The following is a 14,655-nucleotide window of genomic DNA, read 5'->3' on the forward strand; positions in this document are numbered from 1 at the left end:
GGGATGCCGCCACAAGCGGCACCGCACTTCGGGGGGTGACTCGGGTGCCGCAATGCCAGAATCGAATGTTCGGCCGAGCAGAGCATATTCGACAAGTCCCTGCCCGACAAACGGGAGACCGCGTTCCCCGCGATATATCGCTCGTGTCCCGCTCGGATCCGTCCGTCCGATGCCTCTGGCGACGCTGCGACCGCTCCCCACTATCGGAGGTAGTGCGCCTGCTCGGGCGTGGGTAACGTCCATGTCAGACTCGCCGACGATCGGCATCCACCGTCTGCCCGCAAAGGAGCGCGCCGCATGAGCAGCCAGATCGACCACCTTCTGAACGAGACGCGGCGCTTCGCGCCCGACGAGCAGTTCGCCACGGCCGCTGTCGCCGACGCCGATCTGTACGACCGCGCCAAGACGGACCGCGAGGGGTTCTGGGCCGAGCAGGCCCGTGAACTGCTGCACTGGGAGACGCCGTTCACGAAGGTGCTGGACTGGTCGAACCCGCCGTTCGCCGAATGGTTCGCGGACGGCGAGCTCAACGTGGCCTACAACTGCCTCGACCGTCACGTCGAGGCGGGCAACGGGGATCGCGTGGCCCTGCTGTGGGAGGGCGAGCCGGGCGATGACCGGCGGGTGACCTACGCCGAGCTCACCGATGAGGTCAAGCGACTGGCGAACGTGCTGGGCGACCTGGGCATCGGACAGGGCGACCGCGTCGCGATCTACATGCCGATGATCCCCGAGGCCGTGGCGGCGATGCTGGCCGTCGCCAGGGTCGGCGCGATCCACTCCGTCGTCTTCGGCGGGTTCTCGGCGGACTCGCTTCGCGCCCGGATCGACGACGCCGGCGCGCGGCTGGTGATCACCGCCGACGGCGGCTACCGCAAAGGGAAGGTGTCACCGCTCAAGCCCGCCGTCGACCTCGCTCTGGCCGACCGCAACGGATCCGGCCCGCAGGAGAGCGTCGAGCACGTGATCGTGGTCAAGCGCGGCGGCAACGACGTCCAATGGACCGAGGGTCGCGACCTGTGGTGGCACGACGTCGTGCCCGCGGCGCCCGCCGATCACGTCGCGCGCGCCTTCCCCGCCGAGAACCCCCTCTTCATCCTCTACACCTCGGGGACGACCGGAAAGCCCAAGGGCATCCTCCACACCTCCGGCGGCTACCTCACCCAGGCGACCTTCACCAACAAGGTCGTCCACGACCTCCACCCCGAGACGGACGTGTTCTGGTGCACGGCCGACATCGGCTGGATCACCGGACACTCGTACGTCACGTACGGCCCGCTGGCCAACGGCGCGACCCAGGTCCTCTACGAAGGCACACCCGACACCCCGCACCCGGGGCGCTGGTGGGAGATCATCCAGAAGTACGGCGTGAGCATCTTCTACACCGCGCCCACCGCGATCCGCTCCTTCATGAAGATCGGCCGGCAGGTTCCGGCGCAGTTCGACCTGTCCAGCATCCGCCTGCTCGGATCGGTGGGCGAGCCCATCAACCCCGAGGCGTGGATGTGGTACCGCAAGGTCATCGGCGCGAAGAAGGCCCCGATCGTGGACACCTGGTGGCAGACCGAGACCGGGGCCATCATGATCTCGGCACTACCGGGAGTCACCGAGACCAAGCCGGGATCGGCACAGGTCGCCCTTCCCGGCATCAGCGTCGACGTCGTCGACGAGGACGGTGCGCACGTCGGCAACGGCAACGGCGGTCTGCTCGTGGTGACCGATCCCTGGCCGAGCATGCTGCGCGGGATCTGGGGCGACCCCGAGCGCTTCGTCGAGACGTACTGGGACAAGTTCCGCAGGCAGGGCTTCTACTTCGCCGGGGACGGCGCGCGGCTCGACGACGACGGCGACGTGTGGCTCATGGGTCGCGTCGACGACGTCATGAACGTGTCGGGGCACCGCCTCTCGACCACCGAGATCGAGTCGGCTCTGGTCGGCAACGAGGCCGTCGCCGAGGCGGCCGTCGTCGGCGCATCCGATGAGACCACCGGTCAGGCGGTCGTCGCCTTCGTCATCGTCAAGCAGAGCTATCTGCAGGCGCACTCGGCCGAGGGACTGGCGCAGTCGCTGCGGTCGTGGGTGGCAGAGCAAATCGGCCCGATCGCGCGGCCGCGGGACATCTACATCGTGGGCGAGCTGCCGAAGACCCGTTCCGGGAAGATCATGCGGCGCCTGCTGCGGGACGTGGCCGAGGGCCGCGAGGTCGGCGACACGACGACGCTCGCCGACACGGCGGTCATGAGCGTGATCTCCGCGCAGGTCAGGTGACGACCGAGAAAAGAGCGGATGCCGCGACTCAGGCGACGGTGAACACGACCTCGACCTCGACAGGACTGTCGAGGGGAAGCACGGGCACACCGACCGCCGAGCGGGCGTGACGTCCGGCATCCCCGAAGATCTCGCCGAGCACATCGCTCGCGCCGTTGATGACGCCCGGCTGACCGGTGAAGTCCGGTACGGATGAGACGAAGCCGACGACCTTCAGCACACCGGTGAGCCGGTCGACGCCGCCCACCGCCGCGGCCGCCGCGGCGACGGCGTTGAGGGCGCACTGCCGCGCGTAGTCCTTCGCATCGGATGCCGGGACGAGACCGTCGCCGTCGCCGACCTTTCCCGTGGCCGGGAGGGCACCCTGGACCATCGGCAGCTGTCCGGAGGTGTGGACGAGGTCGCCGTGGGCCTTCGCGGGGATGTACGCCGCCACCGGCGGGACGACCTCGGGGAGAGCGATGCCGAGCTCGGCCAGACGCTGCGAGATCGTCACGTCAGCTCCCCTCGAACTGGCGGGAGGCCTCGGCTGCGGCACTGAGTCCGGCGTTCGCCGCGCCACCGCCGGTGGGGCGCTTGAAGTAGGCCACCAGGCCGCCCTCGGGCCCGGGCACCACCTGCACGAGCTCCCACCCCTGCTTGCCCCAGTTGTTGAGGATCGCAGCGGTGTTGTGGATCAGCAGGGGCGTGGTGAGGTACTCCCACGTCGTCATCGAGGCTCCTCGGATTGGCGGATCGCGGGCGTTGCGTGGCTGGGAATGCACCGCGTCGACGCGCGGCTGTCAAGGGATCGCCCAGGTATCTCCCTTACGATCAAGCCTATGCCTGGAACGAAACGAACGGCCAGCGGTGTGCTCGGCGGTCTCGCCGGCCTCGTGGGCCTCAGCGCCGTCGCGGGCGTGCTGATCAGCGCCACCGTCACCCCCGCCATCGCCGTGTCGGGGGCGGCCGCGTCGAGCGCGATCACGATGTTCGACAATCTGCCGAGCGTGCTCGACATCGACAAGCTGATGCTCCCGACCACCATCTACGCCAAGGACGGCGAGGGCGAGTGGCGCGAGCTGACGCAGTTCTACGACCAGAACCGGTCGCCGGTGGAGTTCGACGAGATCGCGCCGGTGATGTACGACTCGATCCTCTCCAGCGAAGACCCTCGCTACTTCCAGCACGGCGGCGTCGACCTCATCGGCACCACACGCGCGGTGATGAGCAACGTCCGCGGCGGCGGCGAGACCCAGGGCGGGTCCTCGATCAGCCAGCAGTACGTGAAGAACATCCTCGTCCAGCGCTGCGAGGCCGAGGCCAAGGCCACCGAGACCACCACGCTCGAAGAGGAGCGATATAACTGCTGGTTCGAGGCCACGCGTTCCGACGGCACCGACGGCATCCAGCGCAAGCTTCAGGAGATGCGCTATGCCATCGCCCTGGAGCAGAAGTACTCCAAGAACGAGATCCTCCTCGGGTACCTCAACATCGCCAACTTCGGTGGTACCACCTACGGCATCGATGCCGCCGCCCGCTACTACTACGGTGTCTCGGCCGCCAATCTCAACCTGGCTCAGGCAGCCACCCTCGCCGGCATCGTGCAGAACCCGAACACCTACCGCATCGACCAGCCGGGCAACGAGGTCAACGGCAAGGCGGACGGATACGCGCAGACCAAGCAGCGCCAGCAGTACGTGCTGGACCGCCTGCTCGACGACGGCAAGATCACGCAGGAGCAGTACGACACGGTCTACGACGCTCCCCTGGAGCCGAAGATCACCCAGCCCAAAGTCGGCTGTGCGGCGGCGACCGGGGCGGAGTACTTCTGCCAGTACGTGCGGTACGTGATCGAGCGCGACCCCGCATTCGGCGCCGAGCCCGAGGACCGCATCGAGGCCCTCCGGCGGGGCGGCCTGAACGTCTACACCACGCTGAACTGGGACCTGCAGCAGACTGCGCAGCAGGCCGTCCGCGACACGGCACCCACCTCGGTCCCCGGCACGAAGTTCGGGACGTCCTCGGTGAGCATCGAGGCCGAGACGGGCCGCATCCTCGCGATCGCGCAGAACACGAGGTTCAGCGAGAGCATCACCGACGACAACAACTACTCGTCGATCGTCTACGCCGGCGACAGCCGGTTCGGGCAGTCGACGGGCTTCGAAGCGGGGTCGACCTTCAAGCTGTTCACCCTCATCGATTGGCTCGAGAAGGGCCACTCCGTCAACGAGGTGCTCGACGGCCGGCTGCGCGAGATCCCGCGGATGACGAACTCGTGCAACGGCGACTGGGTGAACCGGGACAGCACGATCGTCGGCAACTTCAACAAGGTGGGGGGCTACACCGGCACTCCGGTGCAGTTCACCAGGGACTCGCTGAACTCCGGCTACTTCGCGATGGCCGAGCAGCTGGACCTGTGCGACATCCAGAAGGCGGCGACCAAGATGGGCGTGACGCGCGGAAACGGCGAAGAGGTGGACATGAGAACGCAGTTCTCGGTCATCGGCTCGAACGAGGTTTCGCCGATGGCGCTCGCCGGCGCCTATGCGACGGTCGCGAACAACGGCATCTACTGCCAGCCGAAGGCGATCGACAAGGTGACCGACTCCGACGGCAACGAGTGGACCCTGCCCGAGCGCGAGTGCACGCAGGCGCTCGACCCGAAGGTCGCGGCGACCGCAGCCTTCGCCCTGTCGAGCGTCATGAACCCGGGCGGAACGGGCGCGTTCGGCAACCCCGGAGACGGCACGCCGCTGCTGGGCAAGACCGGAACCCACGAGCAGTACCAGACGTGGCTCATCGAGTCGAGCACCAAGGTCGCCACAGCCGTCTGGGTCGGCAACGCCGAGGGCAAGGCCGACATGTTCACCAACTGGCACAACGGGCAGCAGCTGTCGCAGCTGCGATACCTGCTTGCCCGGACCATCCAGGGCAAGGCCAACCAGCTGTACCCCGGCGCCCCCTTCCCGACGCCGGACTCGCAGCTCACGCGCCAGGTGCTGACCGACCTGCCGAACGTGGTCGGCCAGTCCGTCGACGATGCTCGCGCCACCCTGCAGCAGGCGGGATTCACGGTCGTCGTCGGCGACGCCGTCGACTCGCCGGCGGCCGAAGGCATCGTCGCTTCGCAGGACCCGGGCGCCGGCCAGGTGGCCGGCGGGACGACGGTGACCATCCGTCCGTCCAACGGTCAGGGCATCGAGGTGCCGGATGTCGCCGGTCAGCGTCTGGATGACGCGGTCAGCGCTCTGCGCAGCGCCGGATTCGGAAACGTCCGCGAAGGCTCGTGCGAGTCCAGCGAGGATGCCGGCAACCAGCCCGAGGCGACCAACTCCAACCCGAGCGCCGGAAGCGTCGTGAACCGCAACTCCGCGATCACCGTCAACTACCAGCAGCGCGACTGCGGTGGCGGCGACAGCGGCGGTCGCGGCAACAGCGACGACGACTGATGGCGCCAGGCCTCACCCGCACCGCCCTCACCGCGATCACCGCGGTGGGGGCGGTCGGCGTCGGCACGGCAGTCTGGGGCGTCGGCATCGAGCGCTTCCTGTTCACGGTGCGGCGCCACGAGCTCGAGGTCCTCCCCGCCGGCTCGCGGCCCCTGCGCATCCTCCACGTGTCCGACGCCCATATGGCGCCGTGGCAGCACCGCAAGCAGCAGTGGATCGCGCAGCTCGCCGAGCTCGCGCCCGACGTCGTCGTGAACACCGGCGACAACCTCGGCCACCGCGACGGACTCCGCGGCCTGCGCACGGCCTTCGATCCGCTGCGCGGCGTGCCCGGGGTCTTCGTCCACGGCTCCAACGATCACACCGCGCCCACCCCTCGCAATCCGCTCCGCTACTTCACCGGTCCCTCCGGCCAGGTCAACGAGCCGGAGCCCCTCGACACCGACGCCCTCGACGCGTACCTCGGCGAGGAGCTGGGCTGGATCGACCTCAATAACAAGGTGGGGCACCTGGACGTCGGCGGGGTGGACATCGACGTCTTCGGAGTGAGCGATGCCCACCGCAAATGGGACCGTCTCGATCGGCTGCCCGCTCCGCTCGAGGCGCAGCGGGCGAAGCACACGGCCGCGCTCAGCCTCGGGGTCACCCACGCCCCCTACCGGCTGGTGCTGGACGAATTCGTCGACCTCGGCGCGGACCTGATCCTCGCCGGCCACACCCACGGCGGTCAGGTGCGGATCCCGGGCGCCGCACGCGCCCTCGTCGCCAACTGCGACATCCCCCTGGATCAGGCCCGGGGTCTGAGCGCGTGGAAGCATGGGGGCACATCGGTGCCGCTTAACGTCAGCGCAGGACTCGGTCACTCCATCTATGCGCCGGTGCGCTTCGCCTGCCGCCCCGAGGCCTCCGTCCTCGACCTCCTCCCCCGCGCCTGACAGCCGCCGAGGCGCCGGTGAGCAGTCGCCCACCCTCTCCTCCCCAAGCCGCTTCGCACCGACCGCCATCCCCACTCGGACGGGGACGGCTTTCCACGGCGCCTCCCCGCGCGACGATCGAGACTCCACAGACCCGGAGGACTCGATGGCCACCCCTGCTCGCACCCCGCTGACAACCCGGCTCAGCCGCTGGATCGCCGCGACGATCGTCGCCGTCCTCGCGACGCTGGGCGTCCTGCTCACCGCCGCCCCCGCCCAGGCCGCATCGCGCGGCGTCGGGTTCGGGACGTGGGCACCCACATCCGCCCACGGCTGGCACGGCTCGATGCTGATCGACGGCGTCCACACGTACTGCATCCTTCCGGGCAAGCCCCTCCCCACCGGTCCGAGCGTGGACCACGGCATCAGCGCGGACGCGCGCGGGCTCACCCCGGCGCAGCTGACCGGCATCAACCTGCTGGTGACGCGCTACGGCCAGACATCCGACCCCGTTCAGGCGGCCGCCGTGGGCTGGGCGGTCAAGGCCATCGCCGACTGGGACGAGACCCTCCACCACTTCGGCTACCGCGGCGACTCGCTGGCCGGGGCGATCAACTGGACGTTCTCGGCCCTCGCACCCGACCACAACGCCGCGGTTCAGAAGCGGGCCGTCGCGTACTACAAGGAAGCGATGGCCATCGGGCCCGGACCCACGACACCGACCGGCAGCCTCACGATCGCCGTCGACCCAGACGACCCCGCACGGGGGTCGGTCCAGGTGGACTCCGCGACCGCCGCGACCGGCACCCTCGCACTCGAGAACGCGGTCTTCTCCGACACCGGCACGAGCGAGCGGAAGGATGCCGCCACCGGCGTCTCCTATCCGATAGACGCGGTGCCTCCCGCACCCGGGCGGGCTTTCCACGTCTCGGCGGCCGGTTCGTTCCAGACCGGCATCGCCGCCGCCGTCCGCCATTACACGACGCGAGGCGGGCAGGACACCGCAGGGCCTGCGGGGCCCGGGCGGTTCCGCGTCGAAGGACGCGACGAAGTGCCCCGCCATCCGCTGTTCGCACCGACCATCACCACCCAGGCGCTCGCATCGGTCGAGCCCGGAGACGCGTTCGTCGACGACGTCGTGGTCGGCGGCGACCTCGCCCACTGGCCGCGGGACGACGACGGCGCCCCGATACCGGTGACGGCCACGGCGGTGGTCTACCGCACCGACGCCGAGCCGACGCTGGTCGAGGAGGGGATCCCGGACGGCGCCCGCGCCGTCGGCTCGCTGGGTGCCACCATCGAGAACGCCGACACCGTGCGGGTCACCTCGGCCTGGGCACTCGAGGAGCCCGGCTTCTACACGGCGGTCTGGACGATCCGCCGCGAAGATCAGCTCGCCGAGGTCGCCGCGCACCTTCCTGCGGACTACGCATGGGTGGAGGCCTTCGGCACACCCTCGCAGATCGTCCACGTGGCCGCACCGCCGCCCGCCGAACCGGAGCCGACGCCGCAGCCCTCGCCCGAGGCGCCGCCGACGCCTCAGGAGGACGTCGACGCACCGTCCGCCGCGCCCCCTCGTGAGCCCGAACTCGCCGCCACCGGCGTCGACACGGAGTCGGTGCGACCGGCCGCCGGATGGGCCATCGGCCTCATGACGACAGGGGGCGCGCTCCTCGCCCTGCGCCGCGGTCGGTTCGGAGCATCCACTCCCATCGGGTAGACTCGTCGAGTTGCCCGCGGGGTGTGGCGCAGCTTGGTAGCGCGCTTCGTTCGGGACGAAGAGGCCGCAGGTTCAAATCCTGTCACCCCGACAGCAGAGAGGCTCCGCCGCAAGGCGGAGCCTCTCGCGCATCCGGACCGCACGCGTGAGGGAGACCGTGAACGCCACCACCCCGCCCCGTCTCGTCGCCTTCGACCTGGATGACACGCTCGCGCCTTCCAAGAGCGCGATCGACCCGCGCATCGGGGATCTGCTGATCGGTCTGGCGCAGCGGGTCGAAGTGGCGATCATCTCCGGTGGCCAGCTCGCGCAGTTCACCGCGCAGGTCGTGGACCGTCTGCCCGAGACCGATCCGGCAGTCCTCGAGCGGGTGCACCTCCTGCCCACCTGCGGCACCCAGTACTACCGGATCTCCGCCCACGGCATCCGCACCGTGTACGCCCACTCCCTCACCGACGACCAGAAGTCCCGCGCTCTCGCCGCCGTCGAGGAAGAGGCGCGGCGCCTCGGCTACTGGGAGTCCGAGACGTGGGGCGACATCCTCGAGGACCGCGGGTCGCAGATCACCTTCTCCGCCCTCGGCCAGCGGGCCCCGCTGCAGGCGAAGACCGCGTGGGATCCCTCGGGCTCGAAGAAGAACGAGCTGCGTGCCGCGGTGGCCGCACGTCTTCCCGATCTCGAGGTCCGCTCCGGCGGCTCGACGTCCGTGGACATCACCCACAGGGGCATCGACAAGGCCTACGGCATGGGTCGGCTGTCAGAGCAGACCGGCATCCCTCTCGATGACATGCTTTTCGTCGGAGACCGCCTCGACCCGGACGGCAACGACTATCCCGTTCTCGCGATGGGCGTGGCGTGTCAGGCGGTGGACGGCTGGGAAGACACCGCCGTCTTCCTCGAGGCCCTCATCCCCTCGCTGCCCGCCCGCTGATCCTCGCGGACGGGCAGCGGGGTGACGCTCATCGTTTGACGGATGCCGCGGCGGGCGCCGTCTTGCTGCGAGCCGGAGCGCGACGGGCGGACGGCTGGGCGACCGGCACGAGACGCTGCAGCTGCGTGACGTGCTTGGGCTCGAGCTCTGCCAGCGTCGACACGCCGAGCAGCTTCATCGTGCGCTCGATCTCGGTGCGGAGGATCTCGATCATGCGGTCCACGCCCTCGCGGCCGCCGGCCATGAGTCCGTACAGGTAGGCGCGACCGACGAGCGTGAACTTCGCACCGAGGGCGACCGAGGCGACGATGTCCGCGCCGTTCATGATGCCGGTGTCGATCATGACCGTGGCGTCCTTGCCGACCTCGCGGACGACCTGCGGCAGCAGGTGGAACGGGATCGGAGCGCGGTCGAGCTGACGGCCGCCGTGGTTGGACAGCACGATGCCGTCCACGCCCAGGTCGACGAGCTTGACGGAGTCCTCGACGTTCTGCACGCCCTTGACGACGATCTTGCCGGGCCAGATGCCGCGGATGATCTCGAGGTCCTCGTAGCTGATCGTCGGGTCCATCGCCGAGTTGAGGAGCTCCCCCACCGTGCCGCCGGTGGTCGACAGCGACGCGAACTCGAGCTTCGGGGTCGTCAGGAAGTCGATCCACCACCAGGGGCGCGGGATCGCGTTGATGATGGTGCCGATCGTCAGCTGGGGAGGGATGGCGAACCCGTTGCGCTTGTCACGCAGTCTCGCACCGGCGACCGGCGTGTCGACGGTGAACATGAGGGTGTCGAATCCCGCCTCTGCCGCACGCGTGGCCAGGCCGTACGAGATGTCACGGTCGCGCATGACGTACAGCTGGAACCAGTTGCGGCCGTTCGGGTTCGCGGCCTTGACGTCCTCGATCGACGTGGTGCCGAGGGTCGACAGCGTGAACGGGATGCCGGCGGCGCCGGCGGCCGAGGCCCCCGCGCTCTCGCCCTCGGTCTGCATGAGACGCGTGAATCCGGTCGGCGCGATGCCGAACGGCAGCGCGGACGGACCCCCGAGGATCTCGATCGACGTGTCCACCGACGGCGCCGGCTTGAGGATGCCGGGGTGGAACTCGATGTCTTCGAAGGCCTGTCGCGCGCGCGCCAGCGACAGTTCCGCCTCGGCGGCGCCGTCGGTGTAGTCGAAGGCGGCCTTGGGGGTGCGGCGCTTCGCGATCGCGCGCAGGTCCGAGACCGTCAGGGCGGCGTCCAGGCGACGCTTCCTGCCGTTGAGCTCGGGCTTCTTGAACTGCATGAGCTCGAGAAGCTCGGAGGGATTGGGAAGCTGGCGGGTGACCATCGGATGCCTTTCGTCAGGAGTGCGCACGGGACAGACCCGCGTGTGCGTAGTAGCCGGTGATGTGGGCGGAGACCAGGGACGCCGCGCGGGCGGCATCCCCCGCATCGACCGCCGCGAGGATCGCGCGATGCTCGTCGCGCAGCCGCGAGACCGTGGCGTCCCAGTCGGGGATGCGCTCCGCGCCGGTGAGGACGTAGGACTCGATCGCGCTGCGCAGGCCGGCCATCATCGCGGCGATGACGACGTTGCCCGACGCGTCCGCGAGCGAGAGATGGAGCTGCGCGTCGAGGGCGAGAAATTCGTCGGCGGTGAGGTCGTCCGCCTCCATCGCCGTGATGATCGCGCGGGTCTGCTGCACATCGCGGTCCGGATCTGCGGCGAGCGCCTCGACGACGGCGGCTTCGAGGACCAGGCGGGTCGCGACCACATCGTCGATGGGAAAGCCCTGCGCGGCGACCTGGAGCCTCAGGAGCGCGGACATCCCGCCACGAGGCGTGGCGATGATGATCGCCCCGGCGTTGGGGCCCGAACCGGTGGACGTGCGGATGAGACCCATGACCTCGAGCACGCGCAGCGCCTCGCGGACGCTCGAGCGCCCGACGCCGAGCGCGCTCGACAGGTCACGCTCGCCAGGCAGGCGGTCGCCGGGCGCGAGTCGGCCCTCGAGAAGGTCACCTTCGATCTTCTCGAGCACCGTGCGCCACGCACGTGGCGTCGGAGTGGATGCGGTCATTGCTCTCCCTGATGGTCAGACCACATTTACCAGATGTGGTCTGACCATGCAAGGATGAGTCAGCCCAAGGCGCCGCGCGACTCCCTCAGATAGCAGTCGGCGCACATCGACTCGTATGTGACCCGGTCGCTGGAGAGCTCGTCGATCGCCACCTGATCGCCGTCGAAGACGAACCGCCCTCCCACCAGCCGGGCGTTGAAGAGCGCCTTGGCGCCGCAGCGGCAGATCGTCTTCAGTTCCTCGAGGCTGTGCGCGAGCTCGAGCAGGCGGCGCGAGCCGGGGAACGCCTGCGTCTGGAAGTCGGTGCGGATGCCGTATGCCAGAACCGGAATGCCGTCGAGCACGACGATGCGCAGCAGATCGTCGACCTGCGCCGGTGTGAGGAACTGCGCCTCGTCGAGGAGGAAGCACGCGACGTCGGGAGCGGCGCCGGTCGCCGACGACTCGGGGATGAGCGCCTCCTCGGCGTGCTCTCGCACGCGGGCGCGATGCTCGGCGAAGAGGGCGCGCAGGTCGTCGTGCGGACCGATCAGGAAGTCCACCTTGCGCTTGACGCCGAGGCGGCTGTCGATCTGATCCGCGCCCTTGGTGTCGATCTCGGGCTTGGCAAGCAGGACGTGCTGCCCGCGCTCCTCGTAGTTGTACGCAGCCTGCAGCAGGGAGGTCGACTTGCCGGAGTTCATCGCGCCGTAGCGGAAGTACAGTTTGGCCACCCGAGGAGTCTACGGAAGCCGCGCACCCGCCCGATTCACGCGGTGAGTTCGAGCCTCTCGGCCGTTTCGACGAGGGCCTGCTGCGCGGCATCCGGTCGCGGGTTGAGCGTGTCGCCGTAGCTGGGGATCAGCTCGCGCAGGCGCGGCTCCCACTCCTGGACGCGGTCGGGGAAGCACGTCTTCAGCAGACCGAGCATGATCGACACCGCCGTCGACGCGCCGGGCGATGCGCCCAACAGGCCGGCGATCGTCCCGTCGGCGCTCGTGACGACCTCGGTGCCGAACTGCAGCACGCCGCCCTTGTCGGGGTCCTTCTTCATCACCTGCGCGCGCTGGCCGGCGTTGAGGAGCTCCCAGTCCTCGTCCTTGGCCGTCGGCATGAAGGTGCGGAGGCTGTCGACCTTCTGCTTGTGCCCCTTGAGCAGTTCGCCCACGAGGTACTTGATGAGACCCGGGTTGTCGATGGCGACCTTGATCATGGGCCACAGGTTGCCCGGGCGAACCTGGGCGACGATGTCGAGCATCGAGCCGTTCTTGAGGAACTTCGGACTGAACGTCGCGAACGGTCCGAACAGCAGCGACGCTTCGCCATCGACCACCCGGGTGTCCAGGTGGGGCACCGACATCGGCGGCGCACCCACCGACGCCTGCGAGTAGACCTTCGCCTTGTGCTGCGCGACGATGGCCGGGTTGGAGGTCTTCAGCCACTGCCCGCCGATCGGGAACACCCCGTAACCGTCGATCTCGGGGATGCCGGAGCGCTGCAGCAGCTTGATGGCCCACCCGCCGGCACCCACGAACACGAAGCGCGCGCGGATGCTGCCGGGGGTGCGGCCGATCGAGTCGCGCCAGCGCACCTCCCACGTGCCGTCGGAGCGCTTCTTGAGGCGCTTCACCTCGCGGTTGGTGATGACCTCGGCGCCCGTGGCCTCGAGGTGCGCGAACAGCTGCCGCGTGAGAGCCCCGAAGTCGACGTCAGTGCCGGCGGGCACGCGCGTGGCCGCGAACGGCTCATCCGCCTTCCGGCGCTTCTTCATGAGCAGCGGCGCCCACTGGTGGATGACCCGCGAGTCCTCGCTGTACTCGATCCCCGCGAACAGCGGCTCTTTCTTGAGCGCCTCGTAGCGCTTCTTGAGGTAGGCGACGTCCTTCTCGCCACGCACGAACGTCATGTGCGGCGTGGAGTTGATGAAGGTCGAGGGGGCGTCGAGGACGCCTTCGGCGACCAGCGACGACCAGAGCTGGCGGCTCTGCTGGAACTGCTCGTTGATCGAGATCGCCTTCGCGGGATCGACCGATCCGTCCTTGCCCTCGGGCATGTAGTTCAGCTCGCACAGGGCGGCGTGACCGGTGCCGGCGTTGTTCCACGCGTTGGAGCTCTCGAGTGCGACGTCGCTCAGTCGTTCGTAGACGACGATCTTCCAGTCGGGCTGAAGTTCACTGATGAGGGTACCCAGGGTGGCGCTCATGATGCCGCCACCGATGAGTACGACGTCGACGGGTTCTGTCACCCACCCATCCTAGATGGCGGCGACGGCGCCCTTTCGCGCGGCCACGATCTCGGCGATCTGCACGGCGTTGAGCGCGGCGCCCTTGCGCAGATTGTCGTTGCTGATGAACAGCACGAGCCCCTTGCCCTCGGGCGCGGACTGGTCGGCGCGGATGCGGCCGACGAAGCTCGGGTCCTTGCCTGCCGCGTGCAGCGGGGTCGGGACCTCGGCCAGGCTCACCCCGGGTGCCTCGGCGAGGATCTCACGCGCGCGGTCGGGCGTGATGTCGCGGGCGAACTCGGCGTTGATCGAGAGCGAGTGGCCGGTGAAGACCGGCACGCGAACACAGGTGCCTGCGACGCGGAGATCCGGGAGTTCGAGGATCTTCCGCGACTCGTTGCGCAGCTTCTTCTCCTCGTCCGTCTCGTTGAGGCCGTCCTCGACGATCGAACCGGCGAGCGGGATGACGTCGAACGCGATGGGCGCCACGTACTTCTCGGGCGCCGGGAAGGGGACGGCCGATCCGTCGTGCACGAGCCGGAGCGTGTCGCCTTCGGCGAGAACCTGCTCGACCTGGCCGAGCAGCTCCTGAGCGCCGGCGAGGCCGGAACCCGACACCGCCTGATAGGTCGAGACGATCAGCCGCTCGAGGCCGGCCTCGGCGTCGAGGACCTTCAGCACCGGCATGGCGGCCATGGTGGTGCAGTTGGGGTTGGCGATGATGCCCTTGGGCGGATTCTCGGTCGCGTGGGGGTTGACCTCGGCCACGACCAGCGGAACCTCGGGGTCCATGCGCCACGCGCTGGAGTTGTCGATGACCACGGCGCCGGCCTCGGCGAATCGGGGGGCGTGCGCCCGAGAGCCGGTCGCGCCCGCCGAGAAGAGCGCGATGTCGATCCCGGTCGGGTCGGCGGTGGCGATGTCCTCGACGAGGACCGACTGCCCGGCGAACTCGACGGAGGTGCCGGCCGAGCGCGCGGTCGCGAACAGCCGCAGCTCGCGGATCGGGAACCCGCGCTCCGCGAGGATCTCGCGCATGACGGTCCCCACCTGGCCGGTGGCGCCGACGACGGCGACGGAGAGTCCTGAGTCGGAGATGCGGGTCATGATGCTTTTCCTCGGTTCGGG

The 14,655-nt window shown here is 69.2% G+C and carries 12 protein-coding genes and 1 tRNA gene; 6 read left to right on the forward strand and 7 right to left on the reverse strand.

Annotated features, from left to right (window positions below; translation table 11 throughout):
• Positions 1-297: 297 nt before the first annotated feature.
• Complete coding sequence (gene acs / locus NFR93_RS05895) at positions 298-2,268, forward strand: acetate--CoA ligase (protein ID WP_251450800.1); 1,971 nt, start codon at positions 298-300, stop codon at positions 2,266-2,268.
• A gap of 28 nt (positions 2,269-2,296) precedes the next feature.
• Here acs and NFR93_RS05900 read toward each other — a convergent pair whose 3' ends face one another.
• Both NFR93_RS05900 and sp36 read right to left on the reverse strand, forming a co-directional pair.
• A complete protein-coding gene (locus NFR93_RS05900; RefSeq protein WP_251450802.1) occupies positions 2,297-2,764 on the reverse strand; it encodes a RidA family protein in 468 nt (155 codons plus the stop codon).
• A 1-nt stretch (position 2,765) separates the two neighbouring features.
• Positions 2,766-2,981, reverse strand: a complete 216-nt coding sequence (sp36, locus tag NFR93_RS05905; protein WP_251450804.1) for a Sp36 family protein — start codon at positions 2,979-2,981, stop codon at positions 2,766-2,768.
• A gap of 108 nt (positions 2,982-3,089) precedes the next feature.
• On the opposite strand from sp36, the gene NFR93_RS05910 reads away from it, so the two are divergent.
• The 5 genes from NFR93_RS05910 (at position 3,090) to NFR93_RS05930 (ending at position 9,264) form a co-directional block, all read left to right on the forward strand.
• Positions 3,090-5,699 carry a transglycosylase domain-containing protein gene (locus NFR93_RS05910; RefSeq protein WP_251450806.1) on the forward strand — a complete coding sequence of 870 codons (2,610 nt, stop codon included), beginning with the start codon at positions 3,090-3,092 and terminating at the stop codon, positions 5,697-5,699.
• Complete coding sequence (locus NFR93_RS05915; protein WP_251450808.1) at positions 5,699-6,634, forward strand: metallophosphoesterase; 936 nt, start codon at positions 5,699-5,701, stop codon at positions 6,632-6,634. The genes NFR93_RS05910 and NFR93_RS05915 overlap by 1 nt, the downstream gene beginning before the upstream one ends.
• Positions 6,635-6,779: 145 nt before the next feature.
• Positions 6,780-8,333: a hypothetical protein gene (locus NFR93_RS05920; RefSeq protein ID WP_251450810.1), complete on the forward strand. Its 1,554-nt coding sequence runs from the start codon at positions 6,780-6,782 to the stop codon at positions 8,331-8,333.
• Positions 8,334-8,350: 17 nt separating this feature from the next.
• Positions 8,351-8,424: transfer RNA gene (locus NFR93_RS05925), tRNA-Pro, on the forward strand.
• Between the two features lie 66 nt (positions 8,425-8,490).
• Positions 8,491-9,264, forward strand: coding sequence for an HAD-IIB family hydrolase (locus NFR93_RS05930; protein ID WP_251450812.1), 774 nt, complete (start codon positions 8,491-8,493; stop codon positions 9,262-9,264).
• Between the two features lie 28 nt (positions 9,265-9,292).
• On the opposite strand, the gene NFR93_RS05935 is transcribed toward NFR93_RS05930, so the two are convergent.
• Genes NFR93_RS05935 through NFR93_RS05955 form a run of 5 tightly spaced genes read right to left on the reverse strand, consistent with a single transcriptional unit; the run spans position 9,293 to position 14,634 of the window.
• Positions 9,293-10,591: an alpha-hydroxy acid oxidase gene (locus NFR93_RS05935; protein WP_251450815.1), complete on the reverse strand. Its 1,299-nt coding sequence runs from the start codon at positions 10,589-10,591 to the stop codon at positions 9,293-9,295.
• A gap of 13 nt (positions 10,592-10,604) precedes the next feature.
• Positions 10,605-11,324 carry a FadR/GntR family transcriptional regulator gene (locus tag NFR93_RS05940; protein WP_251450817.1) on the reverse strand — a complete coding sequence of 240 codons (720 nt, stop codon included), beginning with the start codon at positions 11,322-11,324 and terminating at the stop codon, positions 10,605-10,607.
• 59 nt (positions 11,325-11,383) lie between these two features.
• Positions 11,384-12,037 carry a thymidine kinase gene (locus tag NFR93_RS05945; protein WP_251450819.1) on the reverse strand — a complete coding sequence of 218 codons (654 nt, stop codon included), beginning with the start codon at positions 12,035-12,037 and terminating at the stop codon, positions 11,384-11,386.
• A 35-nt stretch (positions 12,038-12,072) separates the two neighbouring features.
• Positions 12,073-13,506, reverse strand: coding sequence for a malate dehydrogenase (quinone) (gene mqo / locus NFR93_RS05950; RefSeq protein ID WP_251451525.1), 1,434 nt, complete (start codon positions 13,504-13,506; stop codon positions 12,073-12,075).
• Between the two features lie 51 nt (positions 13,507-13,557).
• Positions 13,558-14,634: an aspartate-semialdehyde dehydrogenase gene (locus NFR93_RS05955; protein ID WP_251450821.1), complete on the reverse strand. Its 1,077-nt coding sequence runs from the start codon at positions 14,632-14,634 to the stop codon at positions 13,558-13,560.
• Between the last annotated feature and the right edge of the window lie 21 nt (positions 14,635-14,655).

The sequence above is a fragment of the Microbacterium sp. Marseille-Q6648 genome (assembly GCF_943181415.1).
GTDB lineage: Bacteria > Actinomycetota > Actinomycetes > Actinomycetales > Microbacteriaceae > Microbacterium.

Excerpts from the sequence above, each read along its gene's own strand:
- acs (WP_251450800.1), top strand. The coding sequence starts at position 298 with ATGAGCAGCCAGATCGACCACCTTCTGAACGAGACGCGGCGCTTCGCG.
- sp36 (WP_251450804.1), bottom strand. The coding sequence starts at position 2,981 with ATGACGACGTGGGAGTACCTCACCACGCCCCTGCTGATCCACAACACC.
- NFR93_RS05910 (WP_251450806.1), top strand. The coding sequence starts at position 3,090 with ATGCCTGGAACGAAACGAACGGCCAGCGGTGTGCTCGGCGGTCTCGCC.
- NFR93_RS05915 (WP_251450808.1), top strand. The coding sequence starts at position 5,699 with ATGGCGCCAGGCCTCACCCGCACCGCCCTCACCGCGATCACCGCGGTG.
- NFR93_RS05920 (WP_251450810.1), top strand. The coding sequence starts at position 6,780 with ATGGCCACCCCTGCTCGCACCCCGCTGACAACCCGGCTCAGCCGCTGG.
- NFR93_RS05935 (WP_251450815.1), bottom strand. The coding sequence starts at position 10,591 with ATGGTCACCCGCCAGCTTCCCAATCCCTCCGAGCTTCTCGAGCTCATG.
- NFR93_RS05940 (WP_251450817.1), bottom strand. The coding sequence starts at position 11,324 with ATGACCGCATCCACTCCGACGCCACGTGCGTGGCGCACGGTGCTCGAG.
- mqo (WP_251451525.1), bottom strand. The coding sequence starts at position 13,506 with ATGAGCGCCACCCTGGGTACCCTCATCAGTGAACTTCAGCCCGACTGG.
- NFR93_RS05955 (WP_251450821.1), bottom strand. The coding sequence starts at position 14,634 with ATGACCCGCATCTCCGACTCAGGACTCTCCGTCGCCGTCGTCGGCGCC.